Source organism: Xanthomarina arctica (assembly GCF_014638915.1).
In the GTDB taxonomy this organism is placed as follows: Bacteria; Bacteroidota; Bacteroidia; order Flavobacteriales; family Flavobacteriaceae; genus Xanthomarina; species Xanthomarina arctica.
Genome location: NZ_BMFQ01000001.1, coordinates 668,704 through 684,187, shown reverse-complemented (window position 1 = coordinate 684,187; position 15,484 = coordinate 668,704). Strand labels below are relative to the sequence as shown.

At 31.7% G+C, this 15,484-nt stretch carries 12 protein-coding genes; 8 read left to right on the top strand and 4 right to left on the bottom strand.

Features of this window, described 5'->3' with window-relative positions; translation table 11 throughout:
* Positions 1-75: 75 nt before the first annotated feature.
* Positions 76-2,493 carry a TonB-dependent receptor domain-containing protein gene (locus IEV77_RS03000; protein WP_188461706.1) on the bottom strand — a complete coding sequence of 806 codons (2,418 nt, stop codon included), beginning with the start codon at positions 2,491-2,493 and terminating at the stop codon, positions 76-78.
* A 161-nt stretch (positions 2,494-2,654) separates the two neighbouring features.
* On the opposite strand from IEV77_RS03000, the gene lepA reads away from it, so the two are divergent.
* Positions 2,655-4,451 (top strand): translation elongation factor 4, encoded by a 1,797-nt coding sequence (gene lepA / locus IEV77_RS02995; RefSeq protein ID WP_188461703.1) that lies wholly within the window; start codon positions 2,655-2,657, stop codon positions 4,449-4,451.
* A gap of 170 nt (positions 4,452-4,621) precedes the next feature.
* On the top strand, positions 4,622-4,846 hold the full coding sequence (locus IEV77_RS02990) for a hypothetical protein (RefSeq protein ID WP_188463010.1): 225 nt from the start codon (positions 4,622-4,624) through the stop codon (positions 4,844-4,846).
* 184 nt (positions 4,847-5,030) lie between these two features.
* On the opposite strand, the gene IEV77_RS02985 is transcribed toward IEV77_RS02990, so the two are convergent.
* Both IEV77_RS02985 and IEV77_RS02980 read right to left on the bottom strand, forming a co-directional pair.
* The gene (locus tag IEV77_RS02985) at positions 5,031-6,881 is read right to left on the bottom strand and encodes a cation:proton antiporter (RefSeq protein WP_188461701.1); all 1,851 of its coding nucleotides are present in this window, start codon (positions 6,879-6,881) and stop codon (positions 5,031-5,033) included.
* 148 nt (positions 6,882-7,029) lie between these two features.
* Positions 7,030-7,380: a DUF202 domain-containing protein gene (locus tag IEV77_RS02980; protein WP_308419199.1), complete on the bottom strand. Its 351-nt coding sequence runs from the start codon at positions 7,378-7,380 to the stop codon at positions 7,030-7,032.
* A 144-nt stretch (positions 7,381-7,524) separates the two neighbouring features.
* On the opposite strand from IEV77_RS02980, the gene IEV77_RS02975 reads away from it, so the two are divergent.
* From IEV77_RS02975 to IEV77_RS02950, 6 genes are all read left to right on the top strand, one after another.
* Positions 7,525-8,385: an MBL fold metallo-hydrolase gene (locus tag IEV77_RS02975; RefSeq protein ID WP_188461699.1), complete on the top strand. Its 861-nt coding sequence runs from the start codon at positions 7,525-7,527 to the stop codon at positions 8,383-8,385.
* 26 nt (positions 8,386-8,411) lie between these two features.
* On the top strand, positions 8,412-10,022 hold the full coding sequence (locus IEV77_RS02970) for a S8 family peptidase (protein ID WP_188461697.1): 1,611 nt from the start codon (positions 8,412-8,414) through the stop codon (positions 10,020-10,022).
* Between the two features lie 56 nt (positions 10,023-10,078).
* A complete protein-coding gene (locus IEV77_RS02965) occupies positions 10,079-11,905 on the top strand; it encodes a M1 family metallopeptidase (RefSeq protein ID WP_188461695.1) in 1,827 nt (608 codons plus the stop codon).
* Between the two features lie 162 nt (positions 11,906-12,067).
* On the top strand, positions 12,068-12,448 hold the full coding sequence (rnpA, locus tag IEV77_RS02960; RefSeq protein WP_188461693.1) for a ribonuclease P protein component: 381 nt from the start codon (positions 12,068-12,070) through the stop codon (positions 12,446-12,448).
* Positions 12,449-12,455: 7 nt separating this feature from the next.
* Positions 12,456-14,093, top strand: coding sequence for a S41 family peptidase (locus tag IEV77_RS02955; RefSeq protein ID WP_188461691.1), 1,638 nt, complete (start codon positions 12,456-12,458; stop codon positions 14,091-14,093).
* Positions 14,094-14,157: 64 nt separating this feature from the next.
* Complete coding sequence (locus IEV77_RS02950; RefSeq protein ID WP_188461689.1) at positions 14,158-14,997, top strand: OmpA family protein; 840 nt, start codon at positions 14,158-14,160, stop codon at positions 14,995-14,997.
* Here IEV77_RS02950 and IEV77_RS02945 read toward each other — a convergent pair.
* Positions 14,994-15,437, bottom strand: a complete 444-nt coding sequence (locus IEV77_RS02945; protein WP_188461687.1) for a GNAT family N-acetyltransferase — start codon at positions 15,435-15,437, stop codon at positions 14,994-14,996. The genes IEV77_RS02950 and IEV77_RS02945 overlap by 4 nt on opposite strands.
* Positions 15,438-15,484: the final 47 nt, after the last annotated feature.

The window sequence follows — 15,484 nt, the reverse complement described above, 5'->3', positions numbered from 1 at the left end:
AAAAGGATTGACAGTCTGAAATATAACAAAACAGATACCAATCTGTTTATTGCAGAATGGCAGGATTAAAAAAGATTAATCTCTTTCTTTAATTCGGTCTCTTTCTTTTAATTCTTTCTGGCGTTCGTTAGTTTTTAATTTAGTATTTCCAAACTTATACCTAAAGCCTACTTTAATGTATCTATTATCTAAATCTGTGTTGTAATAGCTGCGCTGATTTAGATAATCTGTTGTAGTATCAAAATCTCCCAGATTAAATAAATCTGCAGCGCTTAAAGAAATAATAGCTTTTTTATTTAAAATGGTTTTTGAGATTGATATTTCAGATTCTAATCTAGCCTTAACTTCCATAAAACCATGTAATATCTCAGATTGATAAATAAAGGTCATATTTGCAGATAAACTACGGTCTTTTAAAAAGGAAATGTCATTACTTAATATACTATAGTTAGACCATTTATCAGCTTCTATAGAACCATCTGGTGTATTTGTTTCTTCTTGAGAGTTATAAAAGGACGTTACAGCATAAACAAACCACCTCTCTGTTATATTAAAATATGTAATAATATCAAACCCATACTCTATAGATTTGTCAATATTTACGGGTGAAAAAATTATTTGATTGGTTAAATTATCCTGTAAAGGCAACTCTAAAATATTATCCTTTTCAGTAATATAATAAGCTTCTAAAGTTAAAAAGGAAGTTACGGAAGACCCTATAACATAATGATCGTTATAAGTTGGTTTTAAGTTTGGATTACCTACTACCAACATGTTATCATTTAAGAAAAAGGTAAACGGATTTAAATCTTTATAACTTGGTCTTTCAATACTACGTTTGTAAGTAGAATAGAAACTAAGAACGTCTCCAGCTTGATAGGTAATACTCGTTGTTGGAAACCAATCTAAATAGCTTTGTTTATCGGTTTGGTTATTAGTTATAGAAACGCCTTTAACATTTGTTTGCTCCATACGCAAACCTGCTTTTAAGCTCCATTTTTCCCATGCCTTATCATAGTTTGCATAGGCTGCAAAAATGGATTCGTTATAATTAAATGCACTAGAATTTGCAGTATTTAATATCTCTTGATTCGTAGTAAAATCGTAATCATAGCGCGTGACATCGTTTACAGTTTTAATACCTGAATATTTGGTACCAGCGTCAAAATTAGAAGTTTCGTTAATAGAAAGTTTGTAATCTAATTGACTTGTGAAAATTTGTGTATTCTGGTTGGCATCTGTATTGAAAGCTGTTGGACCAATATATACATTACTTTGATTATAATACTTGCTAGAAGATTCTTGAAATCTGTTATAATCGTATGTTGTAAATTGACTGTTAAATGCCAAGCTACCTGTTGAGAACTGATGTACATAATCTAAATCAAATCCTAAATTATATTTATCGTCAGTAGATAAATTGTCTGCCTCAAATCGAGATTGAAACACATTAGCGGCATTATAAACATTGGTATTATTATGAATTTTATATTCAAAATAAGGTGTCCATAAGATATTAGAAGATACACTTAGTGTGTTTTTTTCATTTAAAAGAAAATCGATATTAAAATTTAAGTTATGAGATCTAGACCATGTATTTCTATTAATTGAAGATTTCCAGACTTCATCTACTTGGTTATTTGCATCGAAGTAATAAACCCCATCGTCATTATCTCTATTAATTTTATCGTCTGTATAATTGTAATTTACAAATAGATTAATCTTTTCGTTTTTAAAGTAATTAGTCATTCCTAAATTATACCTTGGAAATACCCCTTGTGTGTAATTTGCAAAAACACTGCCTCTATAGCCTGTTACCAAGTTTTTAGACATAATGATATTAACTACCACACCGCTTTCCGCATCGTAGCTAGCTGAAGGGTTAGTTATAACCTCCACCGATTTTATAGCATTTGCAGGCGAGCCTTCTAAAAGTTGCATTAACTCATCAGAAGATAATTGTACTTTTCTGTTATTAATATAAACTGCAGGAGCATACCCTTTAACAGTTATTTGTCCATCTAGAACCAAAACACCAGGCGTACTTTTTACAACTTGGAGTAAACTGCCCTCAGAAAGTGCGGTATTTTCTACTCCAAACACCAATTTATCTGCTTCTTTTTTAATGGTTGGTTTGTTTGCTACAATATTTACTTCATCTAAGGATTCGTTATTTTCCTTTAAAATAACAACTCCAAGAGAAAGATCTTGTGTGGAAACAGTCACTGTTTTATTAAAATCTGAATAGCCAATGAAACTTATTTTCAGTAAATAATTGCTTTCTTTGACATTCTTTATTTCAAAAAAACCTTTATCGTTAGTCGAAGTACCTTTTATAGCTGTAGAATCTTCAACAGATAATAACACGGCATTTGCAAAATAAATGGGATTATTTTCTATATCCAATACAGTTCCCGTTATAGTTATATCCTGACCTAAAACTGAGAACGGCAGTAAAAAGATAAAAAGAAGGAATAAGTTATTTAGTTTCAAAACATAAGAATATTTGGGATTACAATATAATAATAGTTTTGAACTTATTTTTACGGTTTTCCCGTAAATAAAATATTTTCATTTAGTTAGTTATTAATATTTAAAGCAATTTTAAAATAATTATATTTGCAGATTAGCTTTTTAGCTAAGATTTAGACCTTATGAAGCACATTAGAAACTTTTGTATTATAGCACATATTGACCATGGTAAGAGCACCTTGGCGGATAGATTATTGGATTTTACTGGCACCGTAACCGAGCGCGAAAAAAAAGAACAATTACTTGACAGTATGGATTTGGAGCGTGAAAGAGGTATCACCATTAAATCTCATGCTATTCAAATGGAGTATACTTACAAAGGTGAAGAATATATTTTAAATTTAATTGATACTCCTGGACACGTAGATTTTAGTTACGAAGTTTCTAGATCTATCGCCGCTTGTGAAGGTGCCTTGCTAATCGTTGATGCGGCACAAAGTATTCAAGCTCAGACCATTTCTAATTTATACTTAGCTTTAGAAAACGATTTAGAAATTATTCCTGTTTTAAATAAAGTGGATTTACCTAGTGCAAATCCAGAAGAAGTTACAGACGATATTGTTGATTTATTAGGTTGTGATCCAGAAGAAGTTATCCATGCAAGTGGAAAAACCGGTTTTGGGGTTGAAAATATTTTAGCCGCAATTATAGAACGTGTTCCGGCACCAAAAGGAAATCCAGACGAGCCTTTACAAGCCTTAATTTTCGATTCTGTTTACAACCCGTTTCGTGGTGTAGAAACTTATTTTAGAGTACTTAATGGTACTATTAAAAAAGGACAAAATATTAAATTTATTGCTACAGGTAAAAATTATTTTGCTGATGAAATTGGTACTTTAAAACTTAAACAATTTCCTAGACAAGAAATAAAAGCTGGCGATGTTGGTTATGTAATTACAGGTATCAAAGAAGCAAAAGAAGTAAAAGTTGGAGACACATTAACAGATGCCAAAAATCCAACAACTAATATTATTGAAGGTTTCGAAGATGTGAAACCTATGGTTTTTGCTGGTATTTATCCAGTAGATACGGAAGATTACGAAGAGTTAAGAAACTCGATGGAAAAATTACAGCTTAATGATGCGTCATTAGTTTTTGCTCCTGAAAGTTCGGCCGCTTTAGGATTTGGTTTCCGTTGTGGTTTTCTTGGAATGCTTCACATGGAAATTATCCAAGAACGTTTAGAACGTGAGTTTGATATGACTGTTATTACAACAGTTCCTAACGTTAGTTACCATGCTTTTACTAGAAAATATCCAGATGTTCCAGTCATTGTTAATAATCCAACCGATTTACCAGATCCTTCTGGATTAGATCGTGTTGAAGAACCATTTATTAAGGCTACCATTATAACTAAATCGGATTTTGTTGGAAACGTCATGTCTCTTTGTATAGAAAAAAGAGGAATGGTTCTTAACCAAACCTATTTAACTACAGAGCGAGTTGAAATGACTTTCGATATGCCATTGGCCGAAATTGTTTTCGATTTTTACGATCGCTTAAAAACTGTTTCAAAAGGATATGCTTCTTTCGATTATCATCCAATTGGAATGAAAACATCGAAATTGGTGCGTGTGGATATTTTACTAAATGCACAGCCTGTTGATGCACTTTCTGCTTTAATTCACGCTGATAATGCACATACTATTGGTAAAAAAATGTGTGAGAAATTAAAAGAATTAATTCCAAGACAACAGTTTGATATTCCTATTCAAGCGGCAATTGGAGCTAAAATTATTTCTCGTGAAACCATAAAAGCACTTCGTAAAGATGTAACGGCAAAATGTTATGGAGGAGATATTTCTAGAAAACGTAAATTACTTGAAAAGCAGAAAAAAGGTAAAAAACGTATGCGTCAAGTAGGAAATGTGGAAATTCCGCAAGAAGCATTTATGGCTGTTTTAAAGTTAAACGATTAAGAATTCCTTTTAAAAAAGGAATCGCTTACTACAAATACAGATTCTAATCAAATTAATATAGATTCCTGCTTATGCAGGAATTTTTATTTGAATTCATATTAATTATAAATATATTGTTGCGCCACTATCTGTTGGCAACAAATTAAACACATTAAGTAAAAATTTGATACATGGGAAAAACTGGGATACTATTAATTGCAATATCACTTTTTTTAATAATCACTTTTCTATATTGGAAAGTTACTCGTGGCTATGCCGAAAAAGAATATGGTAAAAAAATGTTTAAACAATGGGGAACAAAAACTTTCTATTGGCAAGGGGCATTATTCTTTAGTGGCGGCGTAACTGTTCTGATAATTTTTATTTTAAAATGGTTAAATGTTTTTACTTTTTAGAAGTAATTACAAAGCAAATGGCATGTATGTCAATCCGGTTTTCCTATGGAAAATCTGTTCACACAAACACGCCCATTTAATTAATAAAATAGTTGACAGATCACGATCTTGAAAATATTAAATTTTCAATTAATCAGAATAGAACCCTTATTATCAAGACTTTATTAAGAGACTTTTTGACGCCTTAATCTTTTGATAATTCTGTTTTTGGAACAGATAACAGCTTTCCTAAATAAACCAATGTCCAACCAGCCCCTACCTCTTCAACATGCTTATTATTAGAAGATATAATTTCAAAATCTCCTTTCGTATTCTTTAAAAACAATGGAATAATATCTTTATCATTAATTGTTGTTTGTAATAAGCTTTCATAATGACTTTTATCATTAATTTTTATTTCATTGATTGTAGGATATTTTCTTGCAACTTCTGTAAGAGAAAAATAATCGTCTGTATGAGAAAATAAACCTTCCTTTATGCTAACATCAGCATTGTTAATTTCATCTGAAGCTACTAATCTAAAAGAGCCATTTTCGCCAAATTGATTACTAAATTTATTAATAGCATATTTATTAATATCCGAACTTCCAGTAAGTGCCATAACATAACCTACGTCGTTCAATTCGATATTATCTAAAAGGGTATCAGAATAAATATCGGTATTTAATGCTTCTAATCCCAAATCCTTAGCTTGTTTAATATTAGTTGGATTACTATCAATAAGTACCACATGTCTTCCATTAGACTCCAAATAATGACCTATTAATCTAGAAATCCTTGAAGCTCCAACAATTAATATTCCTTCAGATTTATTTAAAAAGACACCAACCATTTTTGCAAACATTCTAGCAGTTGTCGCGTTTAATAAAACGGTTCCAAGAACAATCATAAACACTAAAGGTGTAATATATTCCGCGCCAGGAACACCATCTTTAGCTAATTTTAATCCAAATAACGAAGCAATACCCGCTGCAACAATTCCACGTGGTCCAACCCAACTAATAAAAAGTTTTTCGTTCAACTTTAAATTGGAACCTTGGGTGCTAAGAAACACTCCAATTGGTCTAAGTACAAATACAACAATCCCAAATAAAATAGCTGTATTCCAGTTATAAATTAATAGTAAATCTTCAATATTAATATTGGCTGCTAACAGAATAAATAAGATTGAAATAAGTAAAACGCTTAAGGATTCTTTAAAATAAAGTAATTCTTTTAAGTAAGGCGATTTAGAATTCCCTAGAACCATTCCCATAACCACTACAGCTAGTAATCCAGATTCATGAGCAAATGTATCGGAAAGAATAAAAACACCTAAAACAGAGGCTAGCGCAAACACATTCATTAAATAATGAGGCACCCATTTTTTATTGATAATAAAATTAAGAGCATGGGCAAAAGTAAACCCAAATGTAGAACCAAAAAGTACAATTTTACCGAACTCAATAAAAGCTGTTTTTGTGTATTCTCCTCCTCCATCTACACTAATAAATTCGAATACCAATACAGCAACTAAAGCACCTATTGGATCGATTAAAATTCCTTCCCATTTTAATACAGCAGAGACGTCTTTTTTAAGTGGTATATTTCTAAGTATGGGTGTAATTACAGTTGGTCCTGTAACAATAATTAAAGCAGAAAATAAAAATGATATTTCCCAAGTTAGGTAAAAAACATAATGCGCTGCCACTGCGGCTCCAAAAAACGTTACTATAGAACCTATGGTTATAAGTTTTGTAATGGCAGGCCCAACATTTTTAATTTCTCCCATTCTTAAGGTTAAACCTCCTTCAAAAAGAATTATACTAATAGCCAGAGAAACAAAATAAAACAAACTTTCTCCAGGAAACAGACCTTCTTTCCCGTTCCAAATGGGTTCTATCCATTTGGAACCATCTGCACTAAAAAATTCGGATGAAATTGGTCCTACCAAAAGTCCAATTAAAATTAAGGGTAAAATTGCTGGAATTTTTAGCTTCCAAGCTACCCATTGTGCTAAGATGCCCAGAATAATTATACCTCCTAATTCAATCATATATGTTCAATGGTTTTAAAAAAAGACCTTGTAAGGAAATTTTAAAATATTTTGGTAGCAAAATAATACTTTTTTATTTTACTATTATAAACTTCAGTAAAATATGTGTAGAAAATTCAAGTGCTAAATAAATGAAAATGTGAAATTATTATTTGTCATTTTTAGAGTCGGACATATAGTACAATCGTTTCAGGCTTTTTTTAAGTAAAACAAACCGGTAAACACCTATTATAAAAAACAAAGCAGAGAATAAAAGCGAAAGCAATCCTAAAAATTTAAAATTTACAAAATCTTTAAGCTGAAAAAAAGCAATTCCCCCCAACAGTAGGTAAAGAGAAGACCTTATGTAAGACAATAAGGTGCGTTCATTAGCCAATCTAGTGCGTTCAATCGCTAAATAATCCCTTAAAATAACTTCTTTATCAGGCTTAAAATCGCGACCAAATCGTAGAAGCTTCATTTTCTTTACCTTTAAGGGATTTGGATTTAAAATTTTCATGATTCATTTTTTATAAAATTATGATTAATTTTTTAAGCTCCAAATTAATTGTAACATTGATTACTATAATTAAATGTTAAAATAGAGCTAATATCATCTGTTATTTATTACTTATATTAAGCCTTTTAGTAATTTGCACAACTTATGAAACTATATCCTATTGAATCTGGAAATTTTAAATTAGATGGTGGTGCCATGTTTGGCGTGGTTCCAAAATCTTTATGGCAAAGAACAAATCCTGCCGACAGCAACAACATGATTGATATTGCTGCACGATGTTTATTAATTGAAGATGGAGACAAGCTTACTTTAATAGATACAGGCATGGGAAATAAACAAAGCGATAAGTTCTTTGGCTATTATTTTCAATGGGGAAACCATTCCATAGATAACTCACTAAAACAACTTGGCTTTCATCGAGACGATATTACTGATGTCTTTATGACGCATCTTCATTTTGACCATTGTGGCGGATCTGCGCAATGGAATAAAGATAAAACAGGCTACGAACCTGCATTTAAGAATGCGCAGTTTTGGAGTAATCAAGATCATTGGAAATGGGCAACAGAACCTAATAATAGAGAAAAAGCTTCATTTCTTAAAGAAAACATTTTACCCTTAGAAGAAAGTGGTCAATTAAAATTCACGGCACTTCCGGATCAAGATTTCTTAAAAAATTCTGCTCTAGGATTTGATATTTTCTTTGCTAATGGACATACAGATAAACAAATGATTCCTATGATAAATTATAAAGGAAAAACCATTTGTTTTGTGGCAGATTTATTGCCAACAGCTGGACATATTCCACTTCCGTTTGTAATGGGCTACGATACGAGACCATTATTAACTTTAGATGAAAAAGAAAAATTCCTGAATTTAGCAGCAAGCAATAATTATTACTTATTTTTGGAACACGATGCACATAACGAGATTATTACAGTAAAACATACCGAAAAAGGCGTGCGACTAAATAATGTTTATACCTGTAATGAAATATTTAACTAACACTTTATATTAAAATTTTTATCAAAATGAAATTAATGAAACCTTTATTACTTTCAGCAATTGTTGCTACCACATTATCTAGTTGTGGTGGAGGTGCTGATATTGTTTCAACTCCTGTTGAAAACATAGATTCTGTTACTTTAAAAGTATCAGAATTAACTGAAAACGAAAAACACACATGGGGACATTTAGATCTTGTAAAAGATACTATTCCTGGAATGAGCGTTGAAAAAGCTTATGCCGAAATTATTAAAAACAAAAAAGGTAAAACAGTAATCGTTGCAGTAATAGACTCTGGAATTGACATTGAACATGAAGATTTAGTAGATGTTATTTGGGTTAATAAAGGTGAAATTGCTGGAAATGGAATCGACGATGATAACAATGGCTACATAGACGATATTCATGGTTGGAATTATTTAGGTGATGCTTACGATGAGCAATTAGAATATGTGCGTATTCTTGCAATGGGAGATACTAATCATCCAGATTTTGCAAAAGCACAAGCTGAATATGATAAAGAATATAATGAAACCGTTCAAAGAAAAGCACAATACGATCAAATTTATGCGCAAGTAAAAGAAGCGGATTCATTAGTATCTAAATATTTAGGTACAGAAGATTATACAGTTGCCCAAGTAGAAGCAATCACTTCAGAAGACGAAGCTTTAACTAAAGCAACAGGTGTATTAAACTTTATGTACGGAAATGGTTTCGATAATACTCAAGTTGCCCTAACCTCTATCAATGAAGGTCTTAATTATTTTTCAGATAAATTAAATGCCAACTTGAATCTTGAATTTAATGGGCGAACTACAGGAGATAATCCAGACGATTTAACAGATGTTGGATACGGTAATGGCAATGTACTTCCTTCAGAAAAAGGTGAAAGTCATGGTACACACGTTGCAGGAATTATTGCTGCTTCACGTGGTAACGGATTAGGTGTTGATGGCGTTGCTAATAACGTATTAATTATGAGCTTAAGAACTGTTCCAAATGGAGATGAAAGAGATAAGGATGTTGCTCTAGCTATTAGATATGCTGTAGATAATGGTGCAAAAGTAATTAACGGAAGTTTTGGTAAATATTATTCAAAACATAGCGATTGGGTAAGAGATGCTATTGCTTATGCTAGTGAAAACAACGTTATTTTTGTAAATGCTGCAGGAAACGAAGGTTTAGATTTAGACCTAATAGCTTGTTACCCTAACGATCAAGTAGATAATGGTCCAGAAGTATCTGAAACATTTATTACTGTTGGTGCTTTAGAGCCTAAATATGGTTCTAATATGGTTGCTGCTTTTTCTAACTATGGAAAAATTAATGTAGATGTTTTTGCTCCAGGAGCGAAAATTTACTCTACAACTCCAGAAAACGAATATGATATTAAAGGTGGAACTTCAATGGCTGCTCCTGCAGTTGCTGGTGTTGCTGCTTTAATTTGGTCTTATTATCCAGACCTTACTGCTAAGCAAGTAAAACAAATTATCATGGATTCTGGACTAGCTTTATCTACAAAAGTAATTGTTGGTGGAGATACTGAAGATATTCAGCCAATTGGTGATTTATCAAAATCAGCAAAAATTGTAAATGCTTATAATGCACTTATTATGGCAGAGCAATTATCTAAGTAAATTTAATAAATCGAAACCTCATCTTTCAAAAGATGGGGTTTTTTAATACTTTAAAAATGAGAAATCTTTTTTTATCCTTATTCAGTCTGAGTTTTATTTTTTCGACAGCAAATGCTCAAGAAATAGATCTTTATAAGTCTGAAATCAATCCAGGTTATTGGCAACAGCATGTAGATTACAAAATGGACATTTCCATGGATGTAAAGAACTACCAATACACTGGTGTTCAACAATTGGTTTATACAAACAATTCTCCAGATGTGTTGAATAGAGTATATTATCATTTGTATTTTAATGCATTCCAACCAGGAAGCGAAATGGATGTTAGATCTCAAACTATTGCAGATCCGGATGGTCGTGTTGGAGATAGAATTGGTAAATTAACTCCAAAAGAAATAGGTTATATAGAAGTAACTTCATTAAAGCAAAATGGTATTATCTTAAATTACGATGTCATTGGAACTGTTTTACAAGTGCAATTAAACAAACCAATTCAACCAGGCGAAAAAGTAACTTTCGATATGGTTTTTAATGGTCAAGTCCCAGTACAAGTTCGTCGTTCTGGAAGAAATAGTTCTGAAGACGTTGCCTTATCAATGACGCAATGGTATCCTAAATTAGCTGAATACGATTTTGAAGGGTGGCATGCAGATCCATACATTGGAAGAGAATTTCATGGCGTTTGGGGAGATTTTGATGTAACAATAAACATCGATAAAAATTATGTTCTTGGCGGTACAGGTTACTTACAAAACCCGAACGAAATTGGTCATGGATACGAAACTGAAAAAGTAAAAAAACAAAAAGGTGACAAACTTTCTTGGCACTTTTTAGCGCCTAATGTTCACGATTTTACATGGGCTGCAGATCCAGAATTTATTCATGATACCATGCAGGTTCCAGATGGTCCTATGCTACACTTCTTTTATAAAAAGACTTTAGAGGCTACTTATCTTGAAAACTGGAAAAAACTACAGCCAAAAACAGTTGAGTTGATGGAATATTTCAGTACAAATATTGGTAAATACCCATATAAGCAGTATTCTGTTATTCAAGGTGGAGATGGAGGAATGGAATATGCCATGTGTACATTAATTACTGGAGAACGTAAATTAGGAAGTTTAATAGGTGTTACAGCTCACGAATTAGCACATACTTGGTTTCAGTTTTTATTAGCTACAAACGAGCTTAAATACTATTGGATGGACGAAGGTTTTACAAGTTACATTAGCGATTATGCTATGAATGATATTATGGATTCTAAAGAAGAAAATCCTGCCGAAAATGCCTATAAAGGTTATATTTATTTGGCTACTTCAGGAAAAGAACAAGCTTTAACTACACATGCAGATAGATTTGAATACAATCAAGCTTATGGCATTTCAGCTTACAGTAAAGGTGAAGTTTTTATGTCGCAATTAGGTTATGTTATTGGAGAAGATAATTTAAAAGCAGCAATTAAAAAGTATTATAAGGATAATGCTTTTAAACACCCAACACCCAACGATTTTATTCGAAGTGCTGAAAAAATTACTAATTTGGAGTTAGATTGGTATTTAACAGATTTTGGACAAACAACCAATACTATCGATTATGGTGTAAAAGCTGTTAGTGGTAATATTGTTACTTTGGAACGTATTGGACTTATGCCAATGCCTATAGACTTAACAATAACTTATACAGACGGGACTACAGAAGATTATTACATTCCTTTACGTATGATGCGTGGTAAAAAACCAACTACTGCAACACCACAACCTAACTGGGCGTGGGCTTACCCAACTTATACCTTCGAAGCATCTAAACCAATTAAATCGGTTCAAATAGATCCTAAAGAGTTAATGGCTGATATCAATAAAGTGAATAATAAATTTGAGATGTAAAGCTTTCAAAAAATAATTTCTTAAAAAAAGACTGTCTAAATAAGGCAGTCTTTTTTTATTCTTTCCTATTAAAAATGAGATAAAAAAGAGGCTTATAAAATTCCCTGCAACCTTCACTTTTAATCATGGTAGGAATTCTTACATTTGTTTTCTATATAAATTATGAACGCATCCTATTCACATAAAGAAAAACTTAAAAGCGAAAAACTTATTTCGAAATTATTCCTCGATGGAAATTCGGTTTCAGCCTATCCTTTAAGAATGGTGTATTTAAAAACCACGTTGGAAGATGATACTCTAAAAGTAAAAGCAGGAGTATCTGTATCCAAACGGAATTTTAAAAGAGCTGTAGATAGAAATAGAATTAAACGTTTGTTACGTGAAGCCTATAGATTACACAAGGCAACTTATTTTAACAACATGACAGCACAATATGCGTTTATGATTTTGTACATTGGGAAAGAAAAGCCAACTTACATTGAAGTTGAAGACAAAATGAAAAAATTGCTTCAAAAATTTATAGAAAAAAGCATTAAAGAATAAATTTCTTATGAAAACCAGATTAAAGAAAATCATCATCATTCCTGCATTGGCTATCATTGTATTTTTTACATCATCAGCTTTTCAAAACGATTTTTTTGAAATTTCAAAGCAAATAGAAATTTTCACCACGCTCTACAAAGAAATTAATATGAATTATGTGGATGAAACCAATCCTGCAGATTTAATGGATACAGCCATTAAAAGCATGTTGAAGGATTTGGATCCATATACCAATTTCTATAATGAACAAGATGTCGAAGCAGAACGCATAAGAAGAACTGGAGATTATACAGGAATTGGAGCCAAAGTAAGAACCTTAAAAGATAAGTTAGTAATAGTAGAACCTTACAAAGATTACCCTGCAGATAAAGCTGGATTAAAAGCCGGTGACGAAATTATTAAAGTAGAAGACGTAGTTATTGCAACCTATAAAGACGATGCTGGCAACTTACTTAATGGCACACCAAATTCTTTAGTAGAAGTCACCTATTTACGCCAGGGAAAAGAATTTAAAACATCTATTAAGCGCTCTGAAATAGAAATTGATGCTGTACCCTATTTTTCTATGATAAACGACAAAACCGGCTATATAGTATTAAGTACTTTTAATAATAAAGCTTCCTCACAAACTGCATATGCGCTAAAAGATTTGAAAGCTCAAGGAGCCCAACGCATTATTTTAGATCTTCGAAGTAATCCTGGTGGTTTGCTTCACGAAGCTGTAAATGTGGTCAATTTATTTGTTCCAAAAGGGCAATTGGTTGTTACTACAAAATCGAAAGTTAAAAAATATAATAGAACCTATTACACACAAAAAGATCCTATTGATACTGAAATTCCAATAGTGGTTTTAATTAATGGAAGTTCCGCATCGGCAAGTGAAATTGTATCTGGTTCGTTTCAAGATCTTGATAGAGCTGTGGTTCTTGGTTCCAGAAGTTTTGGTAAAGGCTTAGTACAACGTCCTAAACCCTTAGCATATGGTACACAGCTAAAAATTACCATCTCCAGATATTATACGCCTTCAGGGAGATGTATTCAGTCTTTGGATTACTGGAATAGAGACGATGAAGGAAATGCTGTAAGAATTGATAGTAAAGAATATCACGAGTTTAAAACTAAAAATGGACGTCCTGTTTTTGATGGTGGAGGCGTTCTTCCTGATGAAACTATTGAAATATCTGAAAATTCAGCTATTACAGATGCTATCTTAAACGATTATTTTATTTTCGATTACGCCACAAATTACTATTATAATCATCAAAACATAACTGATATCAATGATTTCGAGTTAAAAGACTCCGACTTCAAAAATTTTAAAGATTATTTAAATACCAATAATTTTTCTTTCGTAACAGAAACTGAAAAATCTTTAAATAGTGTTTACGAAAATGCTGTAAAAGAAGAATTGGACGATAATATTCAAGCAGATTATAACACCTTATTAAAAAACTTAAAAAACTCTAAAGAGTTAGCTGTTAATGAAAATAAAGACAAGATTTTATCATTGTTAACAGACGAAATTGTAAAACGCTATGTCTACAGAGAAGGTTTATACGATTTTTATTTAAACCACAATCCTGAAATTAAAAAAGCTACAGAAATTCTTTCGAACCCTACTAAATACAAGGACTATTTAAGGTAATTCCAGTTCCATTGAAAAATTCAATGTAAATACTTATATTTACTTGAAATCTCATGTGCCTACTATGAAAAAACTTGCCATCTTAACGTTATTCTTAATTGGTATTAATGTTACAGCTCAAACCGAGCTGACGCATGAGGTCTATTTTGAAACGGATGAATTTTTAGTTCCAGATACGGAACATAGTAGATTACTTATGTTTCTTTCGGAAATTGAAGCTCTTGACATTCAAAAAATATCTATTTACGGTTTTACAGATGACAGAGGAAGTGATTCTTATAATCTCGTGCTTTCCCAAGAAAGAGCAAACGCTATTAAAACCATATTTTCTAACAACGAATTTGACGAAAGTATAATTACCAATGTTGATGGTAAGGGAAAAATATTAGTGAAACTTATAAAAGAAGCAGATCTAAATAAAATAAGAGGTTTAAACCGAAAAGTAGAGATTATAGTCCAACCCTACAATCCACCAAGGGAGCTTGTACAACCAGAAAAAAAAGACATTACAGAATCTTTAAATGATAAAAATTTAAAAGCTGGAGACAAAATATTACTAGAAAATATTCTATTTAAAACTGGTTATAGCGTTTTATTGCCAGAATCTAAAAAAACTTTAGAAGACATGGCAAAAATCATGGTTGAAAGAGAAGATATTTACTTTACCATTCAAGGCCATGTATGCTGTACTCAAAATAGTAGAGATGCGCTTGATAGAAAAACCAAACAACGCAATTTATCTCTTGCTAGAGCAAAATATATCTACGATTATTTAGCCAAAAAAGGCGTAGATAAAAGACGTATGAAATACGTTGGTATGCGTAGAAAATTCCCTTTAGGTGGTGAACCTAAATTCGATAGACGTGTGGAAATTTTAATCACCTATGTAGGAGAAACTAATTAGTTTTTTATCATTGCCATATGTGGAATTCCATCTTCTAAGTATTCTTCTCCAGTTTCTGTAAACCCTAAATTATTGTAAAAAGTTTTTAAATAACATTGTGCCGAAATTTTAATAGTTGCTTCATTAAAATCTTCTTTAATGACGTTTATGGAAGCTTTCATAATATCATAACCATACTTATGTTGTCTCTCATTTCCAGATACTACAACTCTTCCAATACTGGCTGCATTAAAATAATCTCCTGGTTTAAAAACGCGAGTATAAGCAACTAATTTACTGTCTTTATAACCCAAAACATGCCATGCCTTTTGGTCTTTTCCGTCCACATCTTGATAAACACAATCTTGTTCTACAACAAATACTTCAGCTCTTAATTGAAGCATATCGTAGAGCTCCTGGATGTTTAAATCGTTAAAAGTTTTAGTTTGTATATCTAACATAGTTTAATTTTATAAATAACTTAAATTCTAATTTAAGATTCCTGCCT

Excerpts from the sequence above, each read along its gene's own strand:
- lepA (WP_188461703.1), top strand. The coding sequence starts at position 2,655 with ATGAAGCACATTAGAAACTTTTGTATTATAGCACATATTGACCATGGT.
- IEV77_RS02990 (WP_188463010.1), top strand. The coding sequence starts at position 4,622 with ATGGGAAAAACTGGGATACTATTAATTGCAATATCACTTTTTTTAATA.
- IEV77_RS02985 (WP_188461701.1), bottom strand. The coding sequence starts at position 6,881 with ATGATTGAATTAGGAGGTATAATTATTCTGGGCATCTTAGCACAATGG.
- IEV77_RS02980 (WP_308419199.1), bottom strand. The coding sequence starts at position 7,380 with ATGAAAATTTTAAATCCAAATCCCTTAAAGGTAAAGAAAATGAAGCTT.
- IEV77_RS02975 (WP_188461699.1), top strand. The coding sequence starts at position 7,525 with ATGAAACTATATCCTATTGAATCTGGAAATTTTAAATTAGATGGTGGT.
- IEV77_RS02970 (WP_188461697.1), top strand. The coding sequence starts at position 8,412 with ATGAAATTAATGAAACCTTTATTACTTTCAGCAATTGTTGCTACCACA.
- IEV77_RS02965 (WP_188461695.1), top strand. The coding sequence starts at position 10,079 with ATGAGAAATCTTTTTTTATCCTTATTCAGTCTGAGTTTTATTTTTTCG.
- rnpA (WP_188461693.1), top strand. The coding sequence starts at position 12,068 with ATGAACGCATCCTATTCACATAAAGAAAAACTTAAAAGCGAAAAACTT.
- IEV77_RS02955 (WP_188461691.1), top strand. The coding sequence starts at position 12,456 with ATGAAAACCAGATTAAAGAAAATCATCATCATTCCTGCATTGGCTATC.
- IEV77_RS02950 (WP_188461689.1), top strand. The coding sequence starts at position 14,158 with ATGAAAAAACTTGCCATCTTAACGTTATTCTTAATTGGTATTAATGTT.
- IEV77_RS02945 (WP_188461687.1), bottom strand. The coding sequence starts at position 15,437 with ATGTTAGATATACAAACTAAAACTTTTAACGATTTAAACATCCAGGAG.